This window comes from Paractinoplanes bogorensis, assembly GCF_018829635.1.
GTDB lineage: Bacteria > Actinomycetota > Actinomycetes > Mycobacteriales > Micromonosporaceae > Actinoplanes > Actinoplanes bogorensis.
Genome location: NZ_JAHKKG010000002.1, coordinates 1 through 24,253 on the forward strand (window position 1 = coordinate 1; position 24,253 = coordinate 24,253).

Consider the following 24,253-nt stretch of genomic DNA (forward strand, 5'->3'; position numbering starts at 1 on the left):
GACGCGGGCCAGGCGCGGCACTTTCCAGTCAGCGCTGGCCAGGCACGGCACGGGCCAAGCGCGACGCGGCACGGGCCAAGCGCGACGCGGGCCAGGCGCGGCACTTTCCAGTCAGCGCTGGCCAGGCACGGCACGGGCCAAGCGCGACGCGGCACGGGCCAAGCGCGACGCGGGCCAGGCGCGGCACTTTCCAGTCAGCGCTGGCCAGGCGCGGCGCGGCACGGGCCGGGCGCGGCACTTTCCAGTCAGCGCTGGCTAGGCGCGGCGCGGCACTTCTAGCCGGCGCCGGCCAGGCGGGCGTCGGACGGGCGGCGGCCCAGCTCGGTCAGCACCTCGCGGGCGTCGGCCAGCAGCGGCTCGGCGTCGGTGTGGGTGAGCGGGCCGGTCTCGGCGCCGTCGATGCGGCCGCCGCGGACATGCAGGCGGAACAGGCCCCGCGAGCCGATGACGACCTGGATGGCGGGCTGCTCGCGGCCCTCGTCGATCAGGCGGTAGGCCTCGGCGATGCGTCCGCGCGCGGTCTCGTGGACGTCGCCCCGCGCGACCAGCGGCACCAGGGCCGCCTGCATGCGGGCCGCCTCGAGCGCCTCGATCAGGCCCGCCGCGACGCGGGCCGGGCCCAGCGCCGGCCACCAGCCGGGACGCAGCCCGATGTCGATGAAACGGCCGACCGGGTCGACGACCGCAAAGGCCGTGCCCGTGCGGTCGAGACCGCTGATCCTCATGTGAAGATTGGCATTCACCGGCGCTCCCCCGATCTCCGGTGCCACCGAGCGTAGCTCACACATTCGGTGCGGCGAATGCCCGAGTCGGGGGATCGACTCGCCACTGATCAGGAACTTCGGCGTACCCGAAGCACCATCAGCCCGGACAGCCCGGCCACCAGCACGAGCACCCCGCCGATCACGATCAGCAACGAGGGCACGCCACTGTCGTCGGTGGACGTTGTCGCTTTTTGCGCGGCGGCGACGACGCGCGGCGTGGTCAGGGCGGCCGTTGGAGATGAGCAGATCGTCGTTGACCAGCCGGATCGGCATGACCGTGCTGCGCGGCGCGACCCCGAGCAGTCCCCGCCCGCGTCCGGCGATCAGAGGCGGGAGACCGCGGCGGCGACCCTCTCGTCGGTGGCGGTCAGCGCGATCCGCACGTGCTGCTCGGCGGCCGGGCCGTAGAAGGCGCCCGGAGCGGCCAGGATGCCCCGCTCGGCCAGCCACTCGACGGTCTTCCAGCAGTCTTCGCCGCGCGACGACCACAGGTAGAGACCGGCCTCGGAGTGGCTGATCTCGAACCCGGTCCGGGTCAGCGCCGCTCGCAGTTGGTCACGCCGGGCCGCATAGAGCGCCCGCTGCGCAACCACGTGCTCCTCGTCGCCCAGCGCGGCGATCATGGCGGCCTGCACCGGTGCGGGCACGATCATTCCGGCGTGCTTGCGTACGGCCAGCAGCTCGGCGATCAGCGCCGGGTCACCGCCGACGAAGCCCGCCCGGTAACCGGCCAGGTTGGACCGCTTGGACAGCGAGTGCACGGCCAGCACACCGGTGTAGTCGTCGCCGGTGACCTCCGGGGAGAGCACCGAGACCGGCTGCGTCTCCCAGCCCAGCGACAGGTAGCACTCGTCGCTGACCACCACGGCACCCCGCTCGCGGGCCCACGCGACCACCTTGCGCAGGTGCTCGACGGGCAGCACCTTGCCGGTCGGGTTGGACGGCGAGTTGAGCCAGACGAGGCGTACGGAGGAATCGGGCCCGACCGACGTCAGCGAGTCGGACCGGACCACCCGGGCGCCGGCCAGCCGCACACCGACCTCATAGGTCGGGTAGCCGATCGACGGGATCACCACGGTGTCGGCCGGGCCGAGTCCGAGCAGCGTGGGCAGCCAGGCGACCAGCTCTTTGGAGCCGATCGTCGGGAGCACGCCGAGCCGTCCCGACGCGCCGCACTCGCGGGCGAACCACTCGGACAGAGCAGTACGCAGGGCCGGCGTGCCCGCGGTGAGCGGGTAGCCGGGCGAATCCGACGCGTCGGCGAGGGCACGCCGGATCAGCGGCGGCACCGGGTCGACCGGGGTGCCGACCGAGAGGTCGACGATCCCGTCGGGGTGCTCCGCGGCTCGGGCCTTGGCCGGCTCCAGCAGATCCCACGGGAAGTCGGGCAGAGCGGCCGAAAGACGGCTCATTCGGCCTTCGGCGGGAGGCCGGTGATGAACGGGGTGTCCTTGTCGATCTTGCCGACCTTGGCGGCGCCACCGGGCGAACCGAGATCTTCGAAGAACTCGTAGTTCGCGGTCGTGTAGTCCTTCCACTGGTCGGGGACGTCATCTTCGTAGAAGATCGCCTCGACCGGGCAGACCGGCTCACAGGCCCCGCAGTCGACGCACTCATCGGGGTGGATGTAGAGCATCCGGTTGCCCTCGTAGATGCAGTCGACCGGGCATTCTTCGATGCATGCCTTGTCGAGCACATCGACGCATGGCTCAGCGATGATGTAGGTCACGGGTCTTTCCCTCCAAAGCCACGCCGCGGGGACCGCCGGCGACAGTTGCAGAGCCTAGTATCCCCGTCGGAGGAGGTGACACGTGCTCCGTCGGCAGGATGTGGGACATCGGGTTGTCGTACGCCGAATTGTAGGCGTTTCTCACGACCGGACGCTCTTCACGGATGCCCTGGGTGAGCTGGTCGACCTCACGGAGACCGATCTCACCATCGCGACCGAGAAGGGCACGCTGCGTGTCCCGCTGCGTGAGGTGCACCGGGCCAAGCGGGTTCCGGCCGCCCGGCGCCCGCCCGCGGCCCAGGTCGTCGCGCTCGAACTGGCCGCCAACGAGGCCTGGCCGGCCCCGATCGAGGCCCGTCTGGGCAGCTGGATCCTGCGGGCCGCGGAGAACTGGACCGGCCGCGCCAACTCGGCTCTCGCGGTCGGCGACCCCGACCGTCCGCTCGAGGCGGCCATCGACGCCGTGATCGAGTGGTATTCGGCACACGGCCAGCGTCCGCTGATCAATGCGCCGATGCCGCTGGCCGCCCCGGTCAATGCCACCCTCGACGCCCGCGGCTGGGGCGCCCGCCCGCTCACCCTGCTGCAGACCGCGCCCCTGACCGGCATCGGCGGCAGCAAGAGCGATCTGCCGCCGGTCGAGCTGGCCGACTCCCCGAGCGACGACTGGTACGCCATGGTGGCCGAGCACAAGGGCACGCTGCCGCCCGCCGCCGCCCGCATCCTGACCGCGCCCGCCGAGGTCGTCTTCGCCCAGGTCCACGACGCCGGGGGCGAGCTGATCGCGATCGGCCGCGGCACGGTCACCGGCCCCGACCGCTGGCTCGGGGTCAGCCTGCTGCAGACCGCTCCGCACGCCCGTCGGCAGGGCCTGGCCCGGCACGTGCTGCACGCGCTCGCGCTGTGGGGCGCCCAGCACGGCAGCGCCCGCGCCTACCTGCAGGTCGAGGAGCGCAACACGGGCGCGGTCGCGCTCTACGGCCGGGCCGGCTTCACGACCCACCACACCTATCTGACGCGGGAAGCGCCTAACAGCTAGCGGCGGACGACCTTGCGCGGCTTGGCCTGGCGGGTCTGGGTGTAGGCCTTGAGCGACCGCGACCGGTAGTCACGGCCCATCGCGACCGAGACCCAGTAACCGATCAGCGTGCCGGCGCCGGCGAAGGCGGCGTACAGCGCGATCTGGGCGAAGAAGTGGTCGGACCCGCCCGAGAACGGCTGGTCGCCGCTGACGAACGGTCCGACCAGGAGCGTCAGGATCATCGCGGCGGCCACCCCGGTGACCCAGTCGGGGGCCAGCCACTGCGACGCCGGACGGTGGTGCGAGGCCCAGAAGGCGTAGCCGGCCAGCACGACGCCGATCAGGGCGAACATGATGACCGTGGTACGCGTCTCGGCCGCGTCGTTGTCGGCGAAGGCGAACCGGGTGACCAGGCGGGCCACCACGTTGATCGCGAACAGCCCGACCGCCAGCGCCGCGATCGGGAACCAGCGCTGCTGCCTCATATGCCCTCCCGGGAACCTGCCCGGCGGCCGGTCAGTCCTGGCCGCCGCAGACGAATCGTGGCTCGGGATCGTAACGCCAAGTGAACTTCTCGCGCTCGACCTCCTGGCCATCCTTGCGGATGACGCGCCATGCGTCCTGGGTGAAGCCTGGGAGTCCGCTGGTAGCGATGCATCGGGGCCCGGCCTCGCGGTTGACCGTGGGCGGGCTGGTGACGTTGCGACGGGGGCCGTAGACGGTCTTCACGCTGTCGTAGACCTTGGTGCTCCACATCGACACGGTCACCGAGCGCCCGGTCGTGGCGGTGTCGATCAGGATCCCGTACGGCGTGGTGTTCTTGAACTTGAGATCGAGGGTCGGATAGAAGATCGTCGACTCGATGACCGACGGGTAGCGGGAGAAGTAGAACGAGTGCGGCTTGTGCTCGACGTCCTCGAGACCCGCGTAGTAGGCGGCGTTGAACAGCGTCGTGGTGAACTGCGAGGCACCGCCCCCGACGCCCGGCTCGAGCACGCCGCCGACGATCACCGGAGCGTCCTTGTAGCCCTTCGCGTACGTCCGTTCGCCGGTGTGCCCGTTCAGCGAGAAAGTGGCGCCCGGCTGCACGATCGCCCCGTCGACCGCCTTGGCCACCGTGATGATGTTCTGGCTGCGCGGTGAGCTGCGGCCGCCGGTGAAGTAGGTGGTGAAGGTGGAGACCCGCTCCTTGATGCCGAGCTTGGTCACGGCCGCCTCGTCGACCTCGGAGTCGGTGGTCGCGAGCACGCCGGTGACCGCGCGCGGGGCCGGCTGACCCAGCACGGCGAGCAACTCGGGGCCGAGCTTGGCCAGGTCGACCAGACGCCCCGGAGCGCCCGCCACGACCTGCGGCCGGCCACTGACCAGGCGTACGGAAGCCGGTTTGGCCGCCGTCTCGACCGGCCGCAACGCGGTGGCCGCGGCCGTGCGCAACCGGGTGGCGTCGATCGCCGGGGCCAGCTTGCCCGCCGCGTCCGGGCGGAAGACCAGGCCCTTCGCGAGGGCGGCCGGGGTCAGCTGCAGCGTCTTCGCGCCGACGGTCACGGCCACCGGTGCGGCCACGGCAGGCTTCGCGACATCGGCCACCAGCGTGTCGACCTGGGCGTCGGTCATCTCGGGGGTGCGCGTGGTCAGCGGCACGTCGGCCACGTCGCCGGTCGGCCACGCACCCTTCACCCGATCCGCGGCCAGACCACGATCAAGATCAAGACCGGGTTTCCCGTACCGGGTCACGGGCTCGGTGCCCTGGAAGGCGATCGCCGGGCGGACCATGGTGATCCGCTCGGGGGCCACCTGTTTGCGCAGCTCGGACTCGAGTTTGGCGGCGTCCAGGCGTACGGCGGGAAGGATCTGCCTGGTCCCGAAGAGACGCAGACCGCTCGCCGCCGCGGCTTCGACCGTGGCCGCCACGTCGAAGGCGAGACCGATCGCGTCGGGTTGGACGGCCACATCCTTGCCGTCGAGACGGACGCGGGCCGGCTGGGTCGACCGGGTCGCCACGTGATCGCCGAGCGCCTTCTCGGCCTCGTCCCGGGTCAGCGCGCCGAGATCGAGTCCGAGCACCTCGGTGCCGCGCGGAATGTCCCCGGCTGTCGCATAGGCGGCCGAGCCACCCGCGGCGACCACGAGCAGGCTGGCCACACCGGCCGCGACCAGCCACTTGCCGCGCTTCCGGGGCTCGGGAGCCGGGGGTTCCGGTTCCGCGGCGGGAATGCGCTCGAGAGCCGGCACCTCGCGCGGTACCGGCGGCATGATCATCGTGTGTGAACTGGCCGGCAGGATCACTGTGGCGTCGGCCTCATCCGGAACCGCGACGCTGCCGTCGGACAACTCGTTGAGGATGACGGTGTCGTCCGGTCTCGGCCCCTGAGGGGACGGCTTGCCGAACCAATCGGACCCGGACGTCACGAGCTCACCTCACCGTGGCGTTACTGCGGCAACCGGCCTTTCAAGATCAGCCGATAGGAATAGACAGCGTACGCGAGGCTGCCGACCAGGATCATCACGAGTGCGATCCAGTTTTCGCCGCCGAGCAGGTAGTCACCCTCGTCGGTACGCACGCCCGCCGCGAACAGCATGAGCAGCGTCCACAAGGCCCACGGCGGGCCGAGCGACCAGCGGCGACGGGTGGTGGCGACGGCGAACCAGGCGATCGCGTAGTTGAGCACCAGGGCCAGCAGGATCGACAGGCCGAGCAGCGGGCCGCCGCCGGAGCCGATCGCGTCGCCCCGCCAGATCGTCACGAGGTCACCGGCGCGCAGGGTGCTCAGGTTGATCTCGAGGAAGCCGCTGACCAGGGCGGCCAGGATCGAGACCACGACCCCGCCCGTACGGATGATCGGGTCCCAGCCGGCCCATGGCGGTTTCGCCTCGGGCGCCATTCCGTCGTCGGGCGCCTTCTCGTCAGGCGCCTTCTCACCGGGCGCCTTCTCACCGGGCACCCTGTCGCCGGGCACCCTTTCGCCGGGCGCCGGAAGCTCGTCCGTTGGCGGGTTGCTCACCGTGGCCTCGTCCGTGCTCATCGGGATGCTTCGTCGGCGCCCGCCGGCTGCTCGAGGCCGAGGCCGCCGAACAGGTCGCTCTCCCAGTTGTGCGGGCCCTCGCCCGGGCCGCGCTCGCCCTTGGCGATGGTGAAGTATTCGACGCCCATGAACTCGCCGCCGAAGTCGCCCGCGATCCCGTAGAGCCACGAGTTGTCGGGGATCTGGGTGGCGTGGGCCCGCATGGCCGCCATCTTCTGCTGGTAGTAGTCGGTGCCGTCCATCCGCGCGGCGATCTCGTCGTCGGCGTGACCGAACGGCAGATCCTCGACGTTCTCGACACCGGCGAACGGGTTGTCGGAGAGCTCGCGGAACGCGTCCATGCCGTCGCGCAGCACACTCAGCGGCATCGCCGTCCAATAGATCTTCTGCGGGGCGTCGGCGCCGGCCAGCTCGGCCGCGCGCATGGCCACCCGGTGGGCCTGGATGTGGTCGGGATGACCGTAGAACCCGTTGGGGTCGTACGTGATCATGACCTGGGGTTTGATCTCGCGGATGATCTCGACCAGGTGGGCCGCGGCCTCGTCGAGGTCGGCCCGCCAGAACGCCCGCTCGTGGTCGTTGGTCGGCAGACCCATCATGCCGGAGTCGCGATAGCGGCCGGCGCCGCCGAGAAACCGGTGGTCGGTGACGCCGAGCTCGGCGCACGCGCGGGACAGCTCGACGAGACGGTAGCCGCCGAGCTGATCGGCCTGAGCCGCCTCGAGCTGGGCCAGCTCGGGGACGTGGATCTCGCCCTCTTCGCCGAGCGTGCAGGTCACCAGCGTCACGTGGGCGCCGGTGGCGGCGTAGTGCGCCATCGTCGCGCCGGTGCCGGTGACCTCGTCGTCGGGGTGGGCGTGCACCAGCAGCAGGCGGCGCGCGGGCAGGGCGTCAGTCACGCGCGCAACTCTACGCGCGCGTTTGGGGCGCGCGAACACGCCTTGATCAGCGATGCTGTCCGGGTGGACTTCCCTCGGCTCGTGGAGCGCACCGGCCACTTCCGCTACGGCGCGCCGCATTCGGTGACGGTCGGCGGGGACGGTCGGCGCGTCGCGTTCCTGCGTTCCACCGGTCCCGAAGATCCGGCGTCGTCGCTGTGGGTGCTCAACGTGTCCACCGCGACCGAGTCCCTGGTGGCGGCGGGACCTCTGCGCGCGTACGCCACCGACCGCGACGCCACCGTGGCCGCGTTCACCCGCGAGGGCCGTCTGTTCCGGGCCGACCTGGCCCGGGGCACGGTGACCGAGGTGCCGACCGGCGAGCCGGCCGAAGATCCGCGACCCGACCCGCTCGGCACCCGCATCGCGTATGTCAGCCGGGCCGCCGGCTCGCCGTCGCTGCGGGTGGTCGGGCCGGACGGCGACCGGCTGCTCGCGGGCGAGTCCGGCAACGCGTGGCGCGAGCACGGCGGCACCATCGGCTGGGGCGTGGCCGACGAGGCCGCGCGCCGCTTCGGCCGGGACCGCGGCTGGTGGTGGTCGCCCGACGGCACCCAGATCCTGGCCGCGCGCACCGCCGCCTCGACCAGCCTGCACCTGCTCGACCTCGACTTCGGCTGGGTCGACGTGCATTGGGACCGAGAGACTTATCCGTACGTGGTCAGCGTGCGCTGGGCCGACGGCGGCGGACCGTTGATCACCGTGCTGCGCCGGATGCAACAACACGGTCTGGTGCTGGCGGTCGATCCCCGTACGGGAGAAACGCAGGTCCACGCCGAACTGGCCGACGCGCGCTGGGTCGAACCGGTGGCCGGCACGCCGCGGCACCTGCCGGACGGGCGCGTGCTGGTCGGCGGCGAACTCGCGCACGACGGTTTCGACGCGCGCTGCCTGTTCGCCGACGGCAGCCTGCTCACCCCGCCCACCCTCTATGTACGACGCGTCGTCGGCACGGTGCCGCGGCCCGGCAACCCGGCCCCCGACCTGATCGTCGAGGGCACCGACGGCGACCCGGCGGTGCAGTCGGTCTTCCGGGTCCGCACATCGCTCGGCGGCGGCGGGGCCGAGGCGCGCAAGGTGACCGGGACACCCGGCTGGCACCGGGCCGAGACCGGCGGCGACGTGCTGGTCGTGGACGACGTCGTGTGGCGCGGCGAGGCCCGGGTGGCGGCGCTGGGCAACCTGGCCGCACCACTCCCCTACGCCCCGCAACCGATGCTCGAGCGGGTCACCGACCGGCGACTGCCGGCGGCGGTGCTCTATCCGACCGGGTTCGTCGGCGGCACCAAGATCCCGGTGCTGGTCAGCCTGGGCGACGGGCCCGGCCGCCAGCAGGTGGTGACCGATCCGGCGGCGTGGCAGGAACGGCAGTGGTGGGCCGACAACGGGTTCGCCGTGGTGAGCATCGACGGGCGGGGGACGCCCGGGGTGGCGCCGAGCTTCGAGAAGGTGGTGCACCGGCGTCTGGTCGACGTGTCGCTGACCGATCAGGCGGATGCGTTGAAAGCCCTGCTCGGCAAGCACCCCGACCTGGATCTGGGCGCGGTGGCCGTACGGGGAAAAGGTCTTGGGGGTTGGCTGGCCGCCATGGCTGTGTTGCGCCGGCCGGACGTGTTTCATCGGGCGGTGGCCCGCTCTCCGATCGTCGACTGGTTCGACGAGCCGGCGCCGTTGGCCGAGCGTTACCTGGGCGATCGCCGCGACTCGGCCGACGTCTATGCCCACCACAACCTGGCCGAAGCCGACCCGACCGACGCCGTCCTGCTGGTCGGCGCGACGGTCCCCGGCCTGCCCTCGGTCACCACCGCAAACCTTGTCGAGGAGCTAGCCTTCCTCCGCGCCAGCTAGTCGACAGGCCAGTTGACTCACGCCCACCATGGGCACTCGACCACCAGGGCCGGTGAGTTCCTCCGGCTCAGCGAACCTGTTGCCATAGATCTCGACCCCGGCACACTGTTGCCGCGGCGGGATTGATCACGCGGTCGAAGTTCTGTCGTACCGGTCCCCTAGGGTCGGTGCATGAGCCACTTCGATGAGGCGTACTCGGCGGTGCAGGCCGCTCTCGACGCCGGGGCGCGTTATGCCGACTGCCGCATCATGGTGCGCCGCACCGAGTCGATGACCGCCCGCGACGGTGACGTCGAAGAGCTCGGGTCGGGCGAGAGCGCCGGTCTCGGCGTCCGCGCTCTGGTCGGGTCGTCGTGGGGCTTCTACGCCGTGCCCGATCTGTCCGACTCGGCCGCACGGGCGGCCGGGCGCCGGGCCGCCCAGATCGCGCAGGCCAGCGCCACCGTGCCGGGGCCGCCGATCGACCTCGTGCCGACCGGTGCGGGCGAGGCCAGCTGGGCCAGCGCCTGCGAGGTCGACCCGCTGAGCGTCTCGCTGTCGACCAAGGGCGACCTGCTGGTCGGGGCCACCGCCGCGGCCAAGGCGGCGGGCGCCGACCTGGCCGAGGGCATCTACCAGATCTGGGACACCCGCAAGTGGTTCGTCTCGAGCGACGGCCACCGCATCGACCAGCACACCCGCGAGTGCGGCGCCGGTCTCACGGCCAGCGCGTACGGCGACGGCGAGATCCAGCGGCGGTCGTGGCCGTCGCATCGGGGGCAATACGGCACGAGCGGCTGGGAACTGGTCGACAGCCTCGACCTGATCGCCAACGCGCCGCGCATGGCCGAGGAGGCGCGGGCCCTGCTCACCGCCCCGCTCTGCCCCAGCGGCGAGACCACCCTGGTGCTCGGCGGCGAGCAGCTCGCGCTGCAGATCCACGAGTCGGTCGGCCACGCCATCGAGCTCGACCGCATCCTCGGGTGGGAGGCCGCGTTCGCCGGCACCAGCTGGCTCGACCTGGAAAAACTGGGTTCGCTGCGCTACGGCTCCGAGCTGATGAACATCACCATCGACCCGGGCCTGCCGGGCGCGCTGGGCAGCTTCGGTTACGACGACGAGGGCACCCCGGCGACCAGACGTGACGCCGTACGGGACGGCATCTGGGTCGGTGTGCTGGCCGGTCGCGATTCGGCCGCCGTGGCCGGTCTCGACTACGCGGGCAGCGTGCGTTCCGACGGCTGGGCCCGGCTGCCGATGGTCCGGATGACCAATGTGGGCCTCGAGCCCGGCCCGCACACGCTCGACGAGATCATCGCGAACACCGAGGACGGCGTGTTCATGGACATCAACCGCTCCTGGTCGATCGACGACCGGCGGCTCAACTTCCAGTTCGGGTGCGAGATCGGCTACGAGATCAAGAACGGCAAGCTCGGCCGGATGCTGCGCAACCCGACCTACACCGGGATCGGTCCGAAGTTCTGGCAGTCGATGGACATGCTGTCGTCCGAGAGCGTCGCCTGGGGCACACCCAACTGCGGCAAGGGCCAGCCCGGCCAGGTCGGGCACACCGGTCATCCGGCGGCGCCGGCCCGGTTCACCAACGTGCGCGTGGGGGTGCGGGGATGAGTCTCGACATCGTCCGGACGGGGGCCGAGCTCGAACTCGCGGCCCGGGTCGTCGAGCTGGTGCGGTCGGTCGCCGGGCCGTCGGCCGAGGCCGAGGTCATGGTGCAGCACGACGCCGAGGCGCTGACCCGCTTCGCCAACTCGATGATCCACCAGAACGTGGCCGACGCGGTCACGACCGTACGGCTGCGGCTGCACCTCGACGGCCGTACGGCGTCGGGGTCGACCACGGTCGTCGGCGCCGACGGGCTGCGCGGCCTGGTCGAGCGTACGGTCGCCGCGGTCCGGCTCAGCCCGCCCGACGCGACGTGGACCGGCCTGACCCCGCCGACCCCGCTGCACCACTCGGCCGGCTATCACGGCTCGGGCCCGCAGTCCGGGCTCGACTTCGGCTTCGACGAGGCGACCGCGCGTGCGACTCCGGCCGAGAGAGCTTCCCGCGTACGCGATTTCGTGCGCGCCGCCGAAGGACTGGAAACCGCCGGATACTGCCGCACCACGTACTGCTCGGCCGCCTTCGCCAACAGCGCCGGCCAGGCCGTCGAGGGCCGCACGGCCGAGGCCGCGATGGACGGCATCGCCCGGGTCAACGGCTCCGACGGCGTGGCCCGCCGGGCGTCCGGGCGGATCACCGACCTCGACGGCGCGGCGCTCGGCGCCCGCGCGGCGGCCAAGGCCCGGGCCGGCCAGAGCCCGATCGAGCTGGCGCCCGGGCGCTACGAGGTGGTGCTCGAGCCCGAGGCGGTGGCCGACGTGCTCGACAACCTGGCGCTGTTCGGGTTCAACGGGAAGGCGTACGCGCAGAAGCAGTCGTTCGCCGAGCTCGGCGCCGACCAGTTCGACCCGTCGGTGACGCTGGTCGACGAGCCGCTCGGCAGCCGGGCCGAGCCCGCGCCCGGCCTGCCGTTCGACGACGAGGGCACCCCGCGTGAGTCGCTGGTGCTGGTGCGCGACGGCGTGACCAGGGCGGTCACCCACGACCGCACATCGGCCGCCGAGGCCGGAGCCACCTCCACCGGTCACGCGTCGCCGGCCTCGCGCAGCTGGGGCCCCTATCCGACGCACATGCGGCTGGAGGCGTCACCCGCGGCGACCGAGCCCACCCTGCCGCCGGCCGGCCCGTCGAGCCCGACCGCCGAGTCGGCGCGCCCGCTGGTGGCCCGGATGGAGCGCGGCCTGCTGATCACCGACTTCTGGTACACCCGGGTGCTCGACCCGAAGACGCTGGTCATCACCGGCCTGACCCGCAACGGCGTCTGGCTGGTGGAAGACGGCGAGGTGACCGCGGCGGTGGGCAACATGCGCTTCACCCAGTCCTACGCACAGGCCCTCGGCCCCGGCCAGGTGCTGGGCATCGGCAGCGAGTCGGTGCTGCTGCCCGACCGCTGGACAGGCACGCGCTACGCGGCCCCGGCCCTGCACCTGGCGTCGTGGAACCTGACCGGAAACGCCTCCGGCTGAGTTATCCACAGGCCGCCAACGATCTTGCGGGCTGTGTCGTAGGCTCGCCCGCGGCCCCGGGCGGGCGGGGGTATGTGGCGGTTGCTCCCGAGATGATCACCAAGCCGGATCTTGCGAGCGGCGGCGCATTGACCGGCGTGTTTCACTTGGCCCGTGAGCGACACGCCGCGCGACGCTGACCACGACTCCTCCACGACGAGCGCCGGCCCGCCGACCGGTTCGCCCCGGCCACGCGACACCGGCTGGGCGGCGTCGTCGGCGAGCAACGACTCAGAGCCGAACGACACCGGCTGGGCGGCATCGTCCGCGAGCAACGACTCAGAGCCGAGCGACACCGGCTGGGCGGCGTCATCCGCGAGCAACGACTCAGAGCCGAACGACACCGGCTGGGCGGCATCGTCCGCGAGCAACGAAGCGGAGCCGAACGACAGCCCGCCGGCGAGCGCCACCACGCGGCCCAGCGACCCGCAGGCCGGCGACAGCCCGCAGCCCCGCGACGTCCCGGATCAAGAGCAAGCCCCGGCGAAGCGTCGGCTGCTGAGCGTCGGCGACTCGCCCAAGACCCCGGAGGACCAGCAACGCCGCCGCCGGCGGTGGTGGGTCGCGGGGATCTCGATCGGGGCGGCCGTCGTCGTCATCGCGCTCTGCGTGGGCGGGCTCTCGATCATCAGCGCGGTCAGCGGGATCCGCGACCGCGCCGACGATGCCCGCGAGGCCCGGGCCCTGCGCGACCAGAACTGCCTCGACCTCGAACGCCGCCTCAACCAACTGGTTCCGCCCGGCGCGACCACCACCCCCAAGGCTCGGGCGACGGCGATCCGCGACGAGAACGCGGCCGTACGCGTCTATCTGAACGACGTCCGTGACGAGCGCATCCAGGACGCGTGGCGCCGGATCATCGACGCCCGCACCGTCTACGGCGACCTGCTCGAGCGGCTGGGCGCCCCCTCGACAGCCTTCTACCTCTACCCCAAGGACGACACCGGCCGCCCGCTGGCCGAGGTGCTCGCGGACTGGTCGCCCGCCGCCTGCGCCGGCCCGATCCGCCGAATGGCCGCCCCGGATCTCTGAGGCCCCCGACCTGCGCGTCCACCTGCTGCCCGGGTGTCCGTTTCGGATCAGCGCGACCAAGATCCATTAGCGCTTGTCGGCCTATCGATGTGATGGGGGTCGAAATTTGTGATCCATACCCCATCCCTGAGCGCGAAACTGCTAGACCTCCGGCGTAACGTGTGCCCCACATCACGGAAACATGGCGGCTGCCGGGCTCCCCCTTCGCTCGCCGGCCGGGTCACTTGAGACAGGCACGTCAGGAGATCGAATGACGACGACGGCAACGAGGCCGGGCGTGGGGCCCTCCGGTCCGCGACGATCACGCGCGGCGATCACCGCCAAGACGTTGCGCACCGACCGGTGGTGGCTCCCCCCGCTGATCACCTTTCTGGGGCTCGGGGCGTGGGTCACCTACGCGACCGTCCGGGTCTTCATGCACAAGTGGTATTTCGTCGAGGAGTTCCACTACCTCACGCCGTTCTACTCGCCGTGCCTCACCGACCGCTGCGTCGAGGGTTCGTCGCTGTTCGGCACGCCTCTGCCCAGCTTCTGGCTGATTCCCGAGGCCGCCTTCACGCTGCCGTTCCTGCTGCTGTTCCGGCTGACGTGCTACTACTACCGCAAGGCGTACTACCGGGCCTTCTGGCTGTCGCCGCCGGCCTGTGCGGTGCCCGACGGCCACAAGAGCTACTCCGGTGAGACCCGCTTCCCGCTGATCTTCCAGAACGCCCACCGGTACGCGTTCTACGCCGCGATGATCATCTCGCTGATCAACACGTGGGACGCGATCATCGCGTTCCGCAGCGGCGACGGTGGCTTCGGCTTCGGGCTCGGCAACGTCATCCTGGTCGGCAACGTGGTCATGCTGTGGGCCTACACGTTGTCCTGCCACTCGTGCCGCCACATCACCGGCGGGCGGCTCAAGCACTTCTCGAAACACCCGGTGCGCTACCGCGTCTGGACCTTCGTGTCGAAGCTCAACGTGCGCCACATGCAACTGGCCTGGATCACGCTCGGCACCCTCGCGCTGACCGACTTCTACGTCATGGCGCTGTCGGCCGGCTGGTTCTCCGATCTGCGATTCATCGGATAAGGGGCGCACACACGATGAGCACGACTGCACGAATCGAACGGCACCTGTACGACGTCGTCGTGATCGGGGCCGGCGGCGCCGGTCTGCGCGCGGCGATCGAGGCCCGGCTGGCCGGCAAGCGTACGGCGATCATCTCGAAGTCGCTGTTCGGCAAGGCCCACACGGTGATGGCCGAGGGCGGCGCCGCGGCCGCCATGGGCAACGTGAACTCCAAGGACAACTGGATGGTCCACTTCCGCGACACCATGCGGGGTGGCAAGTTCCTCAACAACTTCCGGATGGCCGAGCTGCACGCCAAGGAAGCTCCGGAACGCATCTGGGAACTGGAGACGTACGGGGCGCTTTTCGACCGTACGAAAGACGGAAAGATCTCGCAGCGGAACTTCGGCGGGCACGAATATCCGCGGCTCGCGCACGTCGGCGACCGCACCGGCCTCGAGCTGATCCGCACCCTGCAGCAGAAGATCGTCTCGCTGCAGCAGGAAGACTTCGCCGAGACCGGCAGCTACGAGTCGCGCATCCGGGTCTTCTCCGAGACCACGATCACCGAGCTGCTGCTCGACGGTGACCGGGTGGCCGGCGCGTTCGGCTACTACCGCGAGTCGGGCGAGTTCCTGCTGCTCGAGGCGCCGGCCGTGATCCTGGCGACCGGTGGCGTCGGCCGCAGCTACAAGGTCACCTCGAACAGCTGGGAATACACCGGCGACGGTCACGCCCTGGCCCTGCGGGCGGGCGCGACGCTGATCAACATGGAGTTCCTCCAGTTCCACCCGACCGGCATGGTCTGGCCGCCCAGCGTCAAGGGCATCCTGGTCACCGAGTCGGTCCGTGGTGACGGCGGCGTCCTGCGCAACAGCGAGGGCAAGCGCTTCATGTTCGACTACGTCCCCGACGTGTTCCGCAAGCAGTACGCGGACACGGAGGAGGAAGCCGACCGCTGGTACACCGATCCCGACAACAACCGCCGCCCGCCCGAGCTGCTGCCCCGCGACGAGGTCGCCCGCGCGATCAACTCCGAGGTCAAGGCCGGTCGCGGCACCAAGGCGGGCGGCGTGCTGCTCGACGTGTCGACCCGGATGCCGGCCGAGACCATCATCAAGCGGCTCCCGTCGATGCACCACCAGTTCAAGGAGCTGGCCGACGTCGACATCACCAAGGAGCCGATGGAGGTCGGGCCCACCTGCCACTACGTGATGGGCGGGGTCGAGGTCGAACCGGACACGGCGGCGGCCATGGGCACGGTGCAGGGCCTGTTCGCGGCGGGCGAGGTGTCCGGCGGCATGCACGGGTCCAACCGGCTCGGCGGTAACTCGCTGTCCGACCTGCTGGTCTTCGGCAAGCGGGCCGGCGAGCACGCGGCGGCGTACGGGGAAACGCTCTCGAAGCGCCCCAAGGTGAGCACGAAGGATCTCGAGGCCGCGGTCACCACCGCTTTGGCTCCTCTGCAGCGGCAGAGCGGCGAGAATCCGTACGGGCTGCAGCAGGATCTTCAGGCCGTGATGGGTGACCTGGTCGGCATCATCCGGCGCGAGGGCGAGCTGACCGACGCGCTCAAGCGGATCCAGGAACTCAAGCTACGGGTGGCCAACGTCGGCGCGACCGGCGGGCGGCGATACAACCCGGGCTGGCACCTCGCGCTCGACCTGCGCAACATGATGATCGTGTCGGAGTGCACGGCCAAGGCGGCCCTCGAACGGGAGGAGTCGCGCGGCGGCCACACCCGCGAGGACTTCCCGGCCATGAGCCCGCAGTGGCGCCTGGTCAACCTGGTCTGCTCGCTCGACGACGGCGGCGACGTGCACCTCGAACGCAAGCCGCTGCCCACGATGCGCGACGAACTGATCCAGCTGTTCGACCGCACCGAACTGTCGAAGTATCTGACCGAGGACGAGATGTCGCGGTTCGACGCGAACGCCGAGAGCACGGAGGCGAAGTAATGGGCACCAAGCGCCACTTCCGCGTCTGGCGGGGCGACGAGTCGGGCGGCGACATCCAGGACTACGACGTCGAGGTCAACGAGGGTGAGGTCGTCCTCGACATCATCCACCGGCTGCAGGCGACGCAGACGCCCGACCTGGCCTGCCGGTGGAACTGCAAGGCGGGCAAGTGCGGTTCGTGCTCGGTCGAGATCAACGGCAAGCCGCGGCTGGGTTGCATGACCCGGATGTCCACCTTCGAAGAGGACGAGACGGTCACGATCACGCCGCTGCGCACCTTCCCGGTGATCCGCGACCTGGTCACCGACGTGTCCTTCAACTACGAGAAGGCGCGGGAGACGCCGGCCTTCGCGCCGCCGCCGGGCGTGGCCCCCGGCGAATACCGGATGCAGCAGGTCGACGTCGAGCGGAGCCAGGAGTTCCGCAAGTGCATCGAATGCTTCCTCTGCCAGAACACGTGCCACGTCGTACGCGACCACGAGGAGAACAAGGAAGCCTTCTCCGGTCCGCGCTACTTCATCCGCGCGGCCGAGCTCGACATGCACCCGCTGGACGACCGCGACGACCGCAAGCAGTACGCGCAGGCCAACCAGGGTCTCGGCTTCTGCAACATCACTAAGTGCTGCACCGAGGTCTGCCCCGAGCACATCAAGATCACCGACAACGCGATCATCCCGATGAAGGAGCGCGTGGTCGACAAGCGGTACGACCCGCTGGTCTGGCTCGGTCGCAAGATCTTCCGCCGGGACGAGCTCGAACAGGAGGTCCCGACCCCGGCCGGAGCGGCGGCGCCGTTCTCCAGTGCGCGGCGGGCCGAACTCCCGGACATCCGCGAGGACGGCAAGATGAACGTCACCGAGATCACGCTGGACACCCAGGGCGGGCCGTCCCCGTTCGGTGACCAGGAGTTCCCGATGCCGGCCGACCGGCTCAGCTATCACAAGCCCGAGCCGCAGGACTGATTCTCACGGCGCGCCTCGATGGGTCTCGAGCCATGACTCGAGCCCATCGAGGATGCGTTCCAGGCCGAAGGCGTACGTCTCGTCGATCAGCTTTTCCGGGTCTCGCCGGGTCGCGCTGGTCTCCTGCCGCCACTTCGCATAGTTCGGGTTGTCCGGCGACAGCTGCTCGAGGTGCGGCTCGATCTCGACGGCGACCTCGGCCGGAGTCTTGCCGCTGCGGGTGAGCGCCGACCGGATCGCCGCGTTGGAGGTCGCCGAGCCGATGGCGTGGGAGAACAGCACAGCGCTGGCGTGGGACACCGCCATGCCCTCGAAGCCGGCCGCCGTGAAGAGGGCGACGCACCGCTCGCTCAGGCGCATGGCGTTCGGCCCCAGCGTCGGATGCCGCCCGAGCAGGCCGAGCACCCACGAATGCCGCATGAAGGCGGTGTGCATCCCGGCGGCAACGATCGAGGCTCCCGTACGCCAGCTCGCGTCGCCCGGTTCGGGCACGTAGACCTCGCCCAGCACCTCGTCGACAACCAGTTCGAGCAACTCGTCCTTGTGCGCGACGTGCCAGTAGAGCGAGGTCGCGCCCGCTCCGAGCCTGGTGCCGAGCCGCCGCATGCTGAGCCCGGCCAGGCCTTCGGAGTCCAGGATCTCCATCGCCGCGCGGACGATCTGCTCACGGCTCAGTGAGGGCTGAGCACCGCTCTGGGTACGCGGCGGCTTCAACCACACCGAACTGGTGAACGAGTCCATCCAGCGATCTTATCTGCTCTCGTACAGTGTTCGAGATCAATGGTACGGTGTTCGAGCCAATCGCACACTGTACGAGAGAGGTCGTCATGACCGAGCGGAATCCGCGGCGCTGGCTGATTCTCGGGGTGCTCTGCCTGAGCCTGCTGGTGGTCGTCGTCGACAACATGGTGCTCAACATCGCGATCCCGTCCCTGATCCGCGACCTCGGCGCCAGCACGGCCGAGATCCAGTGGATCATCGACGCGTACATCCTGGTCTTCGCCGGGCTGCTGCTCACCGCGGGCAGCCTCTCCGACCGGCACGGACGACGCCGCGGCCTGGTCATCGGGCTGGTCGTCTTCGGCGGCGCCTCGGTGCTGGCGACGCTCTGTCAGACCCCTGAGCAGCTGATCGCCGTCCGCGGTCTGATGGGCGTCGGCGCGGCGTTCCTGATGCCCGGCACGCTCTCGATCCTCACCACCGTCTTCGCCGAAGACGAGCGCAAGAAGGCGATCGCCATCTGGAGCTCGGTGCTGATGCTCGGCGCGCTCGGCGGCCCCAGCCTCGGCGGACTGCTGCTCGAGCACTTCTGGTGGGGCTCGATCTTCCTGCTCAACGTGCCGATCGCCGCCCTCGGCATCGTGGCCGCGCTGGCCATCATCCCCGAGTCGCGCGGCACGGCCAGCCGCCCCGACTACGTGGGCGCGCTGCTGTCCACGATCGGCATGGCCGCCCTGGTGTGGGGCGTGATCTCGTCGACCCACGACGGCGCAAGCTCGGTGGCCGGATTCGCGGTCGCGGCGGTGGCCCTGACGGCCTTCGTCCTGTGGGAACGCCGGGTTGCCGAGCCCATGCTGCCGATGCAACTCTTCCGCGACCGCAACTTCGCCGGCGCCAGCCTGTCGATCGTCCTGCTGTCCTTCTCAGCCGGCGGCGTCCTGCTCGCGCTGACCCAATACCTGCAGTTCGTGCTCGGCTACACGCCCCTCAAGGCCGGCACGGCGTTCATCCCCATGCTGGTCACCGCCATGGTCTTCAACGGCGTCGGGGTGGTGGTCGACAAGAGGTTCGGCACCCGTACGGCGTTGGCCGCGGGCCTGCTCCTGATGGCGGCCGGATTCGGGATCCTGGCCTCACTGGCCCCCGGCGACGGCTACCTCAAGCTGGCGATCGCGCTGGTCGTCATCGGCATGGGCAGCGGCACCACCGGACCGGCGGCCTACGGCACGCTGATGTCCGCGCTGCCGCCCGACCGGGTGGGCGTGGGCTCGGCCGTCAACGACACGGTGCAGCAGGTCGGGACGGCGCTGAGTGTCGCCGTGCTGGGCAGCGTGCTGACGGCGACCTATCGGGCCGCGATGCCGGCCGACGTCGCCGCCCAGGCTCGCGAGTCCATCGGCGACGCCCTCGCGATCGCAGCCGCGACGGGCGACGCGGCCCTGGCCCGGGTCGCCCAGGAGTCGTTCGTGTCGGCGATCGCGTCGACCTCGCTGATCGGCGTGTTCGGCGGGATCGCGGCGGCCGTGGTCGCCGTGGCCGTGCTGCGCCCGAAGCGGCAGGCCGACGTGCCGGCTGCCGCCGCCGAGACGCCGCCTTCGCCGGATACCGAAAATTCCAAGATCGTCGGAGCAGCCACCGCCTCCCCCGCCCGCCCTGGGACGGGAGACGATGGCGCACACGAAACGGGCGACGCAACCGGATTTGTGGATAACCGCTAGCGCGGCCGCACGCTCAACCCGTCGAGGATCAGGGCCAGGATGGACTCCGTACGCTCCGGAGCAGCCCGCCACAAAGCGCCCGTCAACTGCAGAAAGTCGCCCGGCTCGGCGTCGGAACGAATGACTCCGTCGCGCTTGCCCGCGTCGAGCAGAGACGTGATGGCCTCGATCACCGGGCCGTAGCTCTGCTCGGTGATCGCCTTGTGCGCGGCCGGGCTGAGCGCGTCGCCCAGGCCGTTCTTGGCACGCATGGCGGCCACCAGGTCGATCGTCCAGAGCCGCAGCGCCTCGACCGGGGGCGACGCGGCCAGCAACTGGTCGACCGAGCCGGTGAGCCGCTCGATCTCCTCCTGGTTGATGGCCAGGACGAGCGCGTCGCGGTTCGGGTAGTTGCGATAGAGCGTGCCCGGCCCGACCCCGGCCCGCTGCGCGATCTGGTTCATCGACGTGTCGCCGTCCTCGGCGAACGCTTCCCGGGCGGCGGCCAGGATGCGGGCCCTGTTCTCGCGGGCGTCGGCGCGGACCAATGTCGTCTCCTTGCGATCTGGAGAGGTCTCCGTTAACGTAATCGGAGACCTCTCCAGAACACGATAGGGGACAACTGTGCGCTACATCAAGCTCGGAACCACCGGCCTCGACGTCTCGCCCATCGCCATCGGCGCCATGACCTACGGCGATCCGCAGCGCGGCCACCCGGTCTGGTCGCTCGACGAGGAGACGAGCCGCCCGCTGATCAAGCACGCGCTCGACGCCGGGATCAACTTCTTCGACACCGCGAACATGTACTCGTACGGCTCCAGCGAAGAGATCCTCGGCCGCGCCCTGAAGGACTTCGCCGACCGGGACGACGTGGTCGTCGCCACCAAGCTGCGCCACCCGATGCGCCCGGGGCCGAACGGGCGGGGGCTGTCGCGTAAGGCGATCATGACCGAGGTCGAGCACAGCCTGCGCCGGCTCGGCACCGACTACATCGACCTCTACCAGATCCACCGCAACGACCACGAGACGCCGTGGGAGGAGACCCTCGAGGCGTTGCACGACCTGGTCAAGGCGGGCAAGGTCCGCTATCTGGGCGCGTCGTCGATGCACGCGTGGGAGTTCGCCAAGGCCCTGCACCTGCAGAAGCAGCACGGCTGGGCCCGCTTCGCGACGATGCAGGACCACTACAACCTGCTCGCCCGCGAGGAGGAGCGCGAGATGATCCCGCTCTGCCTGGACGAGGGTGTGGGCACGATCATCTGGAGCCCGCTCGCCCGCGGCCGGCTGGCCCGCGCCTACGACGAGGCCAAGACGACCGCCCGGGCCGAGACCGACGGCGCGTTCGCCGACATGCTCTACAGTCCGGCCGAAGAGGCGGCCAACCGCGCGATCATCGACGCCGTCGGCAAGATCGCGGCCGGGCGTGGCGTCACCCGGGCCCAGATCGCCCTGGCCTGGCTGCACAGCAAGCCGGTTGTCACCGCTCCCCTGGTCGGCGCCAACACAACGGCCCAGATCGACGACGCCGTCGCCTCGCTCGAGATCGAGCTCACCACCGACGAGCTGGCCCAGCTCGAGCGCCCGTACACGCCCCGCCACGACTTCCAGGGCGTCTCCGACGAGGCCGAGATGCAGAAGATCCGCGACAGCATCCCGGGCTACGCCAACGCCTGAGATCGAACAGGCGTACTAAGATGGCGGCATGAGTTATCAGCCGTCGATGTTCGACACCGTCGCCGCCGGGGTCGGTGAGCTCGGTGGTCGCGTCACGCGCCATCGGCTCACCGCCGGCGCCTGGGTCGACGTGCTGCCCGGCTGGCTGCACGGCTCCGACGCCGTCTTCGAGGCGCTGCTGGGCATCGACTGGCGGGCCGACCGCCGCCAGATGTACGACGCCGTGGTCGACGTTCCCCGCCTCCTCCGCTGGTATGACGGCGACGAAGAACTGCCCCATCCCGCACTGACCGCCGCCAAGCTCGCACTCAACGCGCACTACGCCGACGAGTTGGGCGAAGAGTTCGTCACCGCCGGCATGTGCCTCTATCGCGACGGCAAAGACAGCGTGGCCTGGCACGGCGACACGATCGGCCGCTCGGCCCGCCACGACACCATGGTCGCGATCGTCTCGCTCGGCTCCCCGCGCTTCCTGTCGCTGCGCCCGCGCGCCGGCGGTCACGACACGCTGCGCTTTCCTCTCGGCCACGGCGACCTGATCGTCATGGGCGGCTCCTGCCAGCGCACGTGGGAGCACGCGATCCTCAAGACGGCCAAGCCGGTCGGCCCGCGCATCAGCGTCCAGTTCCGCCCGATCAACGTCGCCTGACCCGTCAACGCGAAAACCCCAGAGCACAAAACCGTTTCCCCGTACGCCGGGGAGCCGCCGCCCGCGCCCGCCGCCCGCACCCGGCGCCGGTCCGTTTCAGCTGTCCAGCTCCGCCCGCTTCGAGCCGCGCCGCGCATCTCGGGAAACAACGAGCCGCTCGGCCCGCCGCCACCGAGCCGCCACCGAGCCGGCATTGAGCCGCTCGACCCGCCGCCACCGAGCCGCTCGATCCGCGCACCCCGCAAAGCCGAGACGCTCGACCCGCGCACCCGAGACGCTCCACCCGACAGCGCCAAGCCGCTCGACCCGCGCACCCGAGACGCTCCACCCGACAGCGCCAAGCCGCTCGACCCGCGCACCCGAGACGCTCCACCCGACAGCGCCGCGCCGGTCGGGCCGCGCACCCGAGACGCTCGACTCGACAGCGTCAAGCCGCTCGAGCCGCACACCGCAAAGCCGGGACGCTCGACCCGACGGCGCCGAGCCGGGCGGGCCGCGGTCCCGCAGTGCCGGCTGTTCGGGCTGGCCAGGGGCTCCTTCGCCATGTGCTGAACACGCAAGGAAACAACTTGGAAACAGCCGGTTGACGCCTGCGCGGAGAAAGTTACACTGCCAGTGTAAATAGTTGACCTTCACGCTCCACAGAGGACGCCACCCCGAGCCCCGAGGTGACCATGTCAACGGAATCCGCCGATCCTGGATTGGCCCTGCACCACATCACCGTCCGATTCGGCGGGCTGCTGGCCCTCGACGACGTCTCGCTCCGCGTACCGCCCGGCCGGGTCGTCGGCATCATCGGGCCCAACGGCGCCGGCAAGACCACGCTCTTCAACGTCATCTGCGGCTTCGTCACGCCGCAGTCAGGGGCGCTCACGCTCGACGGGCGCCCGTTCCGGCCCCGGCCGCACCAGCTCAGCGGCCGCGGCATCACCCGCACCCTGCAGGGCGTCGGCCAGTTCAACGGCATGACCGTGCTCGAGAACGTGCAGGTCGGCGCGCGCCGCCGGGACGACGACGCCTGGGCCGCGCTGGAACGGTGCGAGGTCGCCGAGCATGCGCATCGGAGACCGGGCGAACTCCCGTACGCGAAAAGGAAGCGAGTCGAACTGGCCCGCGCTCTCGCCGCGCGGCCGCGGATCCTGATGCTGGACGAACCGGCGGGCGGCCTCGACACCGACGAGATCCGCTGGCTGGCCGACCTCATCCGCGACACCGAGAGCACGGTCCTGCTGGTCGAGCACCACATGGAACTGGTCATGTCGGTCTGCGACGAGATCCTCGTGCTCGACTTCGGCAAACCGATCGCGCTCGGCACCCCGGGCGAGATCCGGAGCAACGACCGGGTCGCCGAGGCTTACCTGGGAACGGCCGCATGAGCGCGCTGCTCGAGGTCGAGGGGCTGACCGCCGGTTACGGAGCCGCCCCGGTGCTGCACGATGTCAGCCTCACCGTCCAGCCTGGACAGATTGTGGCCGTGCTGGGGGCCAATGGCGCGGGCAAATCCACCCTTCTCCGTACGCTGTCCGGCCTCCTTCGCGCGCAGAAAGGACGAATCGCGCTCGAGGGTCAAGACCTGACGAAGATCAAGGTCGAGCATCTCGTACGCCACGGCATCGCGCACGTCCCCGAGGGCCGGGGCGTCGTCACCGAACTCACCGTCGAGGAAAATCTGCGGCTCGGCGGCCTCTGGCGCAAACCGCAGCCCTCCCTGGAACCGATCTACGAGCTGTTCCCCCGCCTGGCCGAGCGCCGCCACAACGAGGGCCACCAGCTCTCCGGCGGCGAACGGCAGATGCTCGCGCTCGGTCGTGCCCTGGTCGCCCAGCCGAAGCTGCTGCTGCTCGACGAGCCGTCCCTCGGCCTGGCCCCCAAGATCACGGCGCAGATCATGGCGCTGCTGCGAGACCTGCGCGACCGTACCGGCCTGGCCGTGCTGCTGGTCGAGCAGAACGTCCGCAGCGCCTTGTCGATCGCCGACGAGGGCATCGTGCTGTCGCTGGGCCGCATCGTCACCCGCCACGACGCCGCGACGCTGGTCGACGACGCCGACCTCCGGCACGCCTACCTGGGGTTCTGA

The 24,253-nt window shown here is 70.5% G+C and carries 22 protein-coding genes; 13 read left to right on the plus strand and 9 right to left on the minus strand.

Going from position 1 to position 24,253, the window contains the following annotated elements:
* Positions 1-275: 275 nt before the first annotated feature.
* The 3 genes from KOI35_RS04725 to fdxA all read right to left on the minus strand — a co-directional run bounded on the left by KOI35_RS04725 (position 276) and on the right by fdxA (position 2,493).
* Positions 276-725, minus strand: a complete 450-nt coding sequence (locus KOI35_RS04725; protein ID WP_215784808.1) for a hypothetical protein — start codon at positions 723-725, stop codon at positions 276-278.
* Between the two features lie 362 nt (positions 726-1,087).
* On the minus strand, positions 1,088-2,176 hold the full coding sequence (dapC, locus tag KOI35_RS04730) for a succinyldiaminopimelate transaminase (protein WP_215784809.1): 1,089 nt from the start codon (positions 2,174-2,176) through the stop codon (positions 1,088-1,090).
* A complete protein-coding gene (gene fdxA, locus KOI35_RS04735) occupies positions 2,173-2,493 on the minus strand; it encodes a ferredoxin (RefSeq protein WP_215784810.1) in 321 nt (106 codons plus the stop codon). The genes dapC and fdxA overlap by 4 nt, the downstream gene beginning before the upstream one ends.
* A gap of 82 nt (positions 2,494-2,575) precedes the next feature.
* On the opposite strand from fdxA, the gene KOI35_RS04740 reads away from it, so the two are divergent.
* Positions 2,576-3,532, plus strand: coding sequence for a GNAT family N-acetyltransferase (locus KOI35_RS04740; protein WP_215784811.1), 957 nt, complete (start codon positions 2,576-2,578; stop codon positions 3,530-3,532).
* Here the strand turns inward: KOI35_RS04740 and KOI35_RS04745 are convergent.
* The 4 genes from KOI35_RS04745 to mshB are packed head-to-tail and all read right to left on the minus strand — an operon-like array spanning position 3,529 to position 7,436.
* A complete protein-coding gene (locus KOI35_RS04745; RefSeq protein ID WP_215784812.1) occupies positions 3,529-3,999 on the minus strand; it encodes a hypothetical protein in 471 nt (156 codons plus the stop codon). The two genes, KOI35_RS04740 and KOI35_RS04745, sit on opposite strands and share 4 nt — an antisense overlap.
* Positions 4,000-4,030: 31 nt before the next feature.
* Positions 4,031-5,923: a VanW family protein gene (locus KOI35_RS48780; RefSeq protein ID WP_215784813.1), complete on the minus strand. Its 1,893-nt coding sequence runs from the start codon at positions 5,921-5,923 to the stop codon at positions 4,031-4,033.
* Between the two features lie 20 nt (positions 5,924-5,943).
* The gene (locus KOI35_RS04755) at positions 5,944-6,537 is read right to left on the minus strand and encodes a hypothetical protein (RefSeq protein ID WP_246612602.1); all 594 of its coding nucleotides are present in this window, start codon (positions 6,535-6,537) and stop codon (positions 5,944-5,946) included.
* Complete coding sequence (gene mshB, locus KOI35_RS04760; RefSeq protein ID WP_215784814.1) at positions 6,534-7,436, minus strand: N-acetyl-1-D-myo-inositol-2-amino-2-deoxy-alpha-D-glucopyranoside deacetylase; 903 nt, start codon at positions 7,434-7,436, stop codon at positions 6,534-6,536. Before mshB ends, KOI35_RS04755 begins: the two co-directional genes overlap by 4 nt.
* A gap of 81 nt (positions 7,437-7,517) precedes the next feature.
* Here mshB and KOI35_RS04765 point away from each other — a divergent pair, with 81 nt between their 5' ends.
* The 7 genes from KOI35_RS04765 (at position 7,518) to KOI35_RS04795 (ending at position 17,436) form a co-directional block, all read left to right on the plus strand.
* Positions 7,518-9,323 (plus strand): prolyl oligopeptidase family serine peptidase, encoded by a 1,806-nt coding sequence (locus KOI35_RS04765; protein ID WP_438870588.1) that lies wholly within the window; start codon positions 7,518-7,520, stop codon positions 9,321-9,323.
* Positions 9,324-9,494: 171 nt separating this feature from the next.
* Positions 9,495-10,931: a TldD/PmbA family protein gene (locus KOI35_RS04770; protein WP_215784816.1), complete on the plus strand. Its 1,437-nt coding sequence runs from the start codon at positions 9,495-9,497 to the stop codon at positions 10,929-10,931.
* Positions 10,928-12,391 carry a TldD/PmbA family protein gene (locus KOI35_RS04775; RefSeq protein WP_215784817.1) on the plus strand — a complete coding sequence of 488 codons (1,464 nt, stop codon included), beginning with the start codon at positions 10,928-10,930 and terminating at the stop codon, positions 12,389-12,391. Before KOI35_RS04770 ends, KOI35_RS04775 begins: the two co-directional genes overlap by 4 nt.
* Before the next feature lie 153 nt (positions 12,392-12,544).
* Positions 12,545-13,462: a hypothetical protein gene (locus tag KOI35_RS04780; protein ID WP_215784818.1), complete on the plus strand. Its 918-nt coding sequence runs from the start codon at positions 12,545-12,547 to the stop codon at positions 13,460-13,462.
* Between the two features lie 250 nt (positions 13,463-13,712).
* On the plus strand, positions 13,713-14,537 hold the full coding sequence (sdhC, locus tag KOI35_RS04785) for a succinate dehydrogenase subunit SdhC (protein WP_215784819.1): 825 nt from the start codon (positions 13,713-13,715) through the stop codon (positions 14,535-14,537).
* 14 nt (positions 14,538-14,551) lie between these two features.
* Complete coding sequence (locus tag KOI35_RS04790) at positions 14,552-16,474, plus strand: fumarate reductase/succinate dehydrogenase flavoprotein subunit (RefSeq protein ID WP_215784820.1); 1,923 nt, start codon at positions 14,552-14,554, stop codon at positions 16,472-16,474.
* Positions 16,474-17,436, plus strand: a complete 963-nt coding sequence (locus KOI35_RS04795; protein WP_215784821.1) for a succinate dehydrogenase/fumarate reductase iron-sulfur subunit — start codon at positions 16,474-16,476, stop codon at positions 17,434-17,436. The genes KOI35_RS04790 and KOI35_RS04795 overlap by 1 nt, the downstream gene beginning before the upstream one ends.
* A 3-nt stretch (positions 17,437-17,439) precedes the next feature.
* Here KOI35_RS04795 and KOI35_RS04800 read toward each other — a convergent pair whose 3' ends face one another.
* Positions 17,440-18,177, minus strand: coding sequence for a TetR/AcrR family transcriptional regulator C-terminal domain-containing protein (locus tag KOI35_RS04800; RefSeq protein WP_215784822.1), 738 nt, complete (start codon positions 18,175-18,177; stop codon positions 17,440-17,442).
* Positions 18,178-18,263: 86 nt separating this feature from the next.
* Between KOI35_RS04800 and KOI35_RS04805 the strand changes: the two genes are divergently transcribed.
* Positions 18,264-19,874 carry an MFS transporter gene (locus KOI35_RS04805; RefSeq protein WP_215784823.1) on the plus strand — a complete coding sequence of 537 codons (1,611 nt, stop codon included), beginning with the start codon at positions 18,264-18,266 and terminating at the stop codon, positions 19,872-19,874.
* Here the strand turns inward: KOI35_RS04805 and KOI35_RS04810 are convergent.
* The gene (locus KOI35_RS04810; RefSeq protein ID WP_215784824.1) at positions 19,871-20,401 is read right to left on the minus strand and encodes a TetR/AcrR family transcriptional regulator; all 531 of its coding nucleotides are present in this window, start codon (positions 20,399-20,401) and stop codon (positions 19,871-19,873) included. The two genes, KOI35_RS04805 and KOI35_RS04810, sit on opposite strands and share 4 nt — an antisense overlap.
* Before the next feature lie 76 nt (positions 20,402-20,477).
* Here KOI35_RS04810 and KOI35_RS04815 point away from each other — a divergent pair, with 76 nt between their 5' ends.
* The 4 genes from KOI35_RS04815 to KOI35_RS04830 all read left to right on the plus strand — a co-directional run bounded on the left by KOI35_RS04815 (position 20,478) and on the right by KOI35_RS04830 (position 24,253).
* Positions 20,478-21,527, plus strand: coding sequence for an aldo/keto reductase (locus KOI35_RS04815; protein ID WP_215784825.1), 1,050 nt, complete (start codon positions 20,478-20,480; stop codon positions 21,525-21,527).
* Between the two features lie 28 nt (positions 21,528-21,555).
* Complete coding sequence (locus KOI35_RS04820; protein WP_215784826.1) at positions 21,556-22,176, plus strand: alpha-ketoglutarate-dependent dioxygenase AlkB; 621 nt, start codon at positions 21,556-21,558, stop codon at positions 22,174-22,176.
* Positions 22,177-22,850: 674 nt separating this feature from the next.
* Positions 22,851-23,552: an ABC transporter ATP-binding protein gene (locus KOI35_RS04825; protein WP_215784827.1), complete on the plus strand. Its 702-nt coding sequence runs from the start codon at positions 22,851-22,853 to the stop codon at positions 23,550-23,552.
* Positions 23,549-24,253 carry an ABC transporter ATP-binding protein gene (locus KOI35_RS04830; RefSeq protein WP_215784828.1) on the plus strand — a complete coding sequence of 235 codons (705 nt, stop codon included), beginning with the start codon at positions 23,549-23,551 and terminating at the stop codon, positions 24,251-24,253. Before KOI35_RS04825 ends, KOI35_RS04830 begins: the two co-directional genes overlap by 4 nt.

Coding starts and splice junctions, on each gene's coding strand:
- KOI35_RS04790 (WP_215784820.1), top strand. CDS start 14,552: ATGAGCACGACTGCACGAATCGAACGGCACCTGTACGACGTCGTCGTG.
- KOI35_RS04825 (WP_215784827.1), top strand. CDS start 22,851: ATGTCAACGGAATCCGCCGATCCTGGATTGGCCCTGCACCACATCACC.
- KOI35_RS04775 (WP_215784817.1), top strand. CDS start 10,928: ATGAGTCTCGACATCGTCCGGACGGGGGCCGAGCTCGAACTCGCGGCC.
- KOI35_RS04770 (WP_215784816.1), top strand. CDS start 9,495: ATGAGCCACTTCGATGAGGCGTACTCGGCGGTGCAGGCCGCTCTCGAC.
- KOI35_RS04745 (WP_215784812.1), bottom strand. CDS start 3,999: ATGAGGCAGCAGCGCTGGTTCCCGATCGCGGCGCTGGCGGTCGGGCTG.
- KOI35_RS04830 (WP_215784828.1), top strand. CDS start 23,549: ATGAGCGCGCTGCTCGAGGTCGAGGGGCTGACCGCCGGTTACGGAGCC.
- KOI35_RS04755 (WP_246612602.1), bottom strand. CDS start 6,537: ATGAGCACGGACGAGGCCACGGTGAGCAACCCGCCAACGGACGAGCTT.
- KOI35_RS04820 (WP_215784826.1), top strand. CDS start 21,556: ATGAGTTATCAGCCGTCGATGTTCGACACCGTCGCCGCCGGGGTCGGT.
- KOI35_RS04800 (WP_215784822.1), bottom strand. CDS start 18,177: ATGGACTCGTTCACCAGTTCGGTGTGGTTGAAGCCGCCGCGTACCCAG.
- sdhC (WP_215784819.1), top strand. CDS start 13,713: ATGACGACGACGGCAACGAGGCCGGGCGTGGGGCCCTCCGGTCCGCGA.
- KOI35_RS04805 (WP_215784823.1), top strand. CDS start 18,264: ATGACCGAGCGGAATCCGCGGCGCTGGCTGATTCTCGGGGTGCTCTGC.
- dapC (WP_215784809.1), bottom strand. CDS start 2,176: ATGAGCCGTCTTTCGGCCGCTCTGCCCGACTTCCCGTGGGATCTGCTG.
- KOI35_RS04795 (WP_215784821.1), top strand. CDS start 16,474: ATGGGCACCAAGCGCCACTTCCGCGTCTGGCGGGGCGACGAGTCGGGC.
- KOI35_RS04725 (WP_215784808.1), bottom strand. CDS start 725: ATGAGGATCAGCGGTCTCGACCGCACGGGCACGGCCTTTGCGGTCGTC.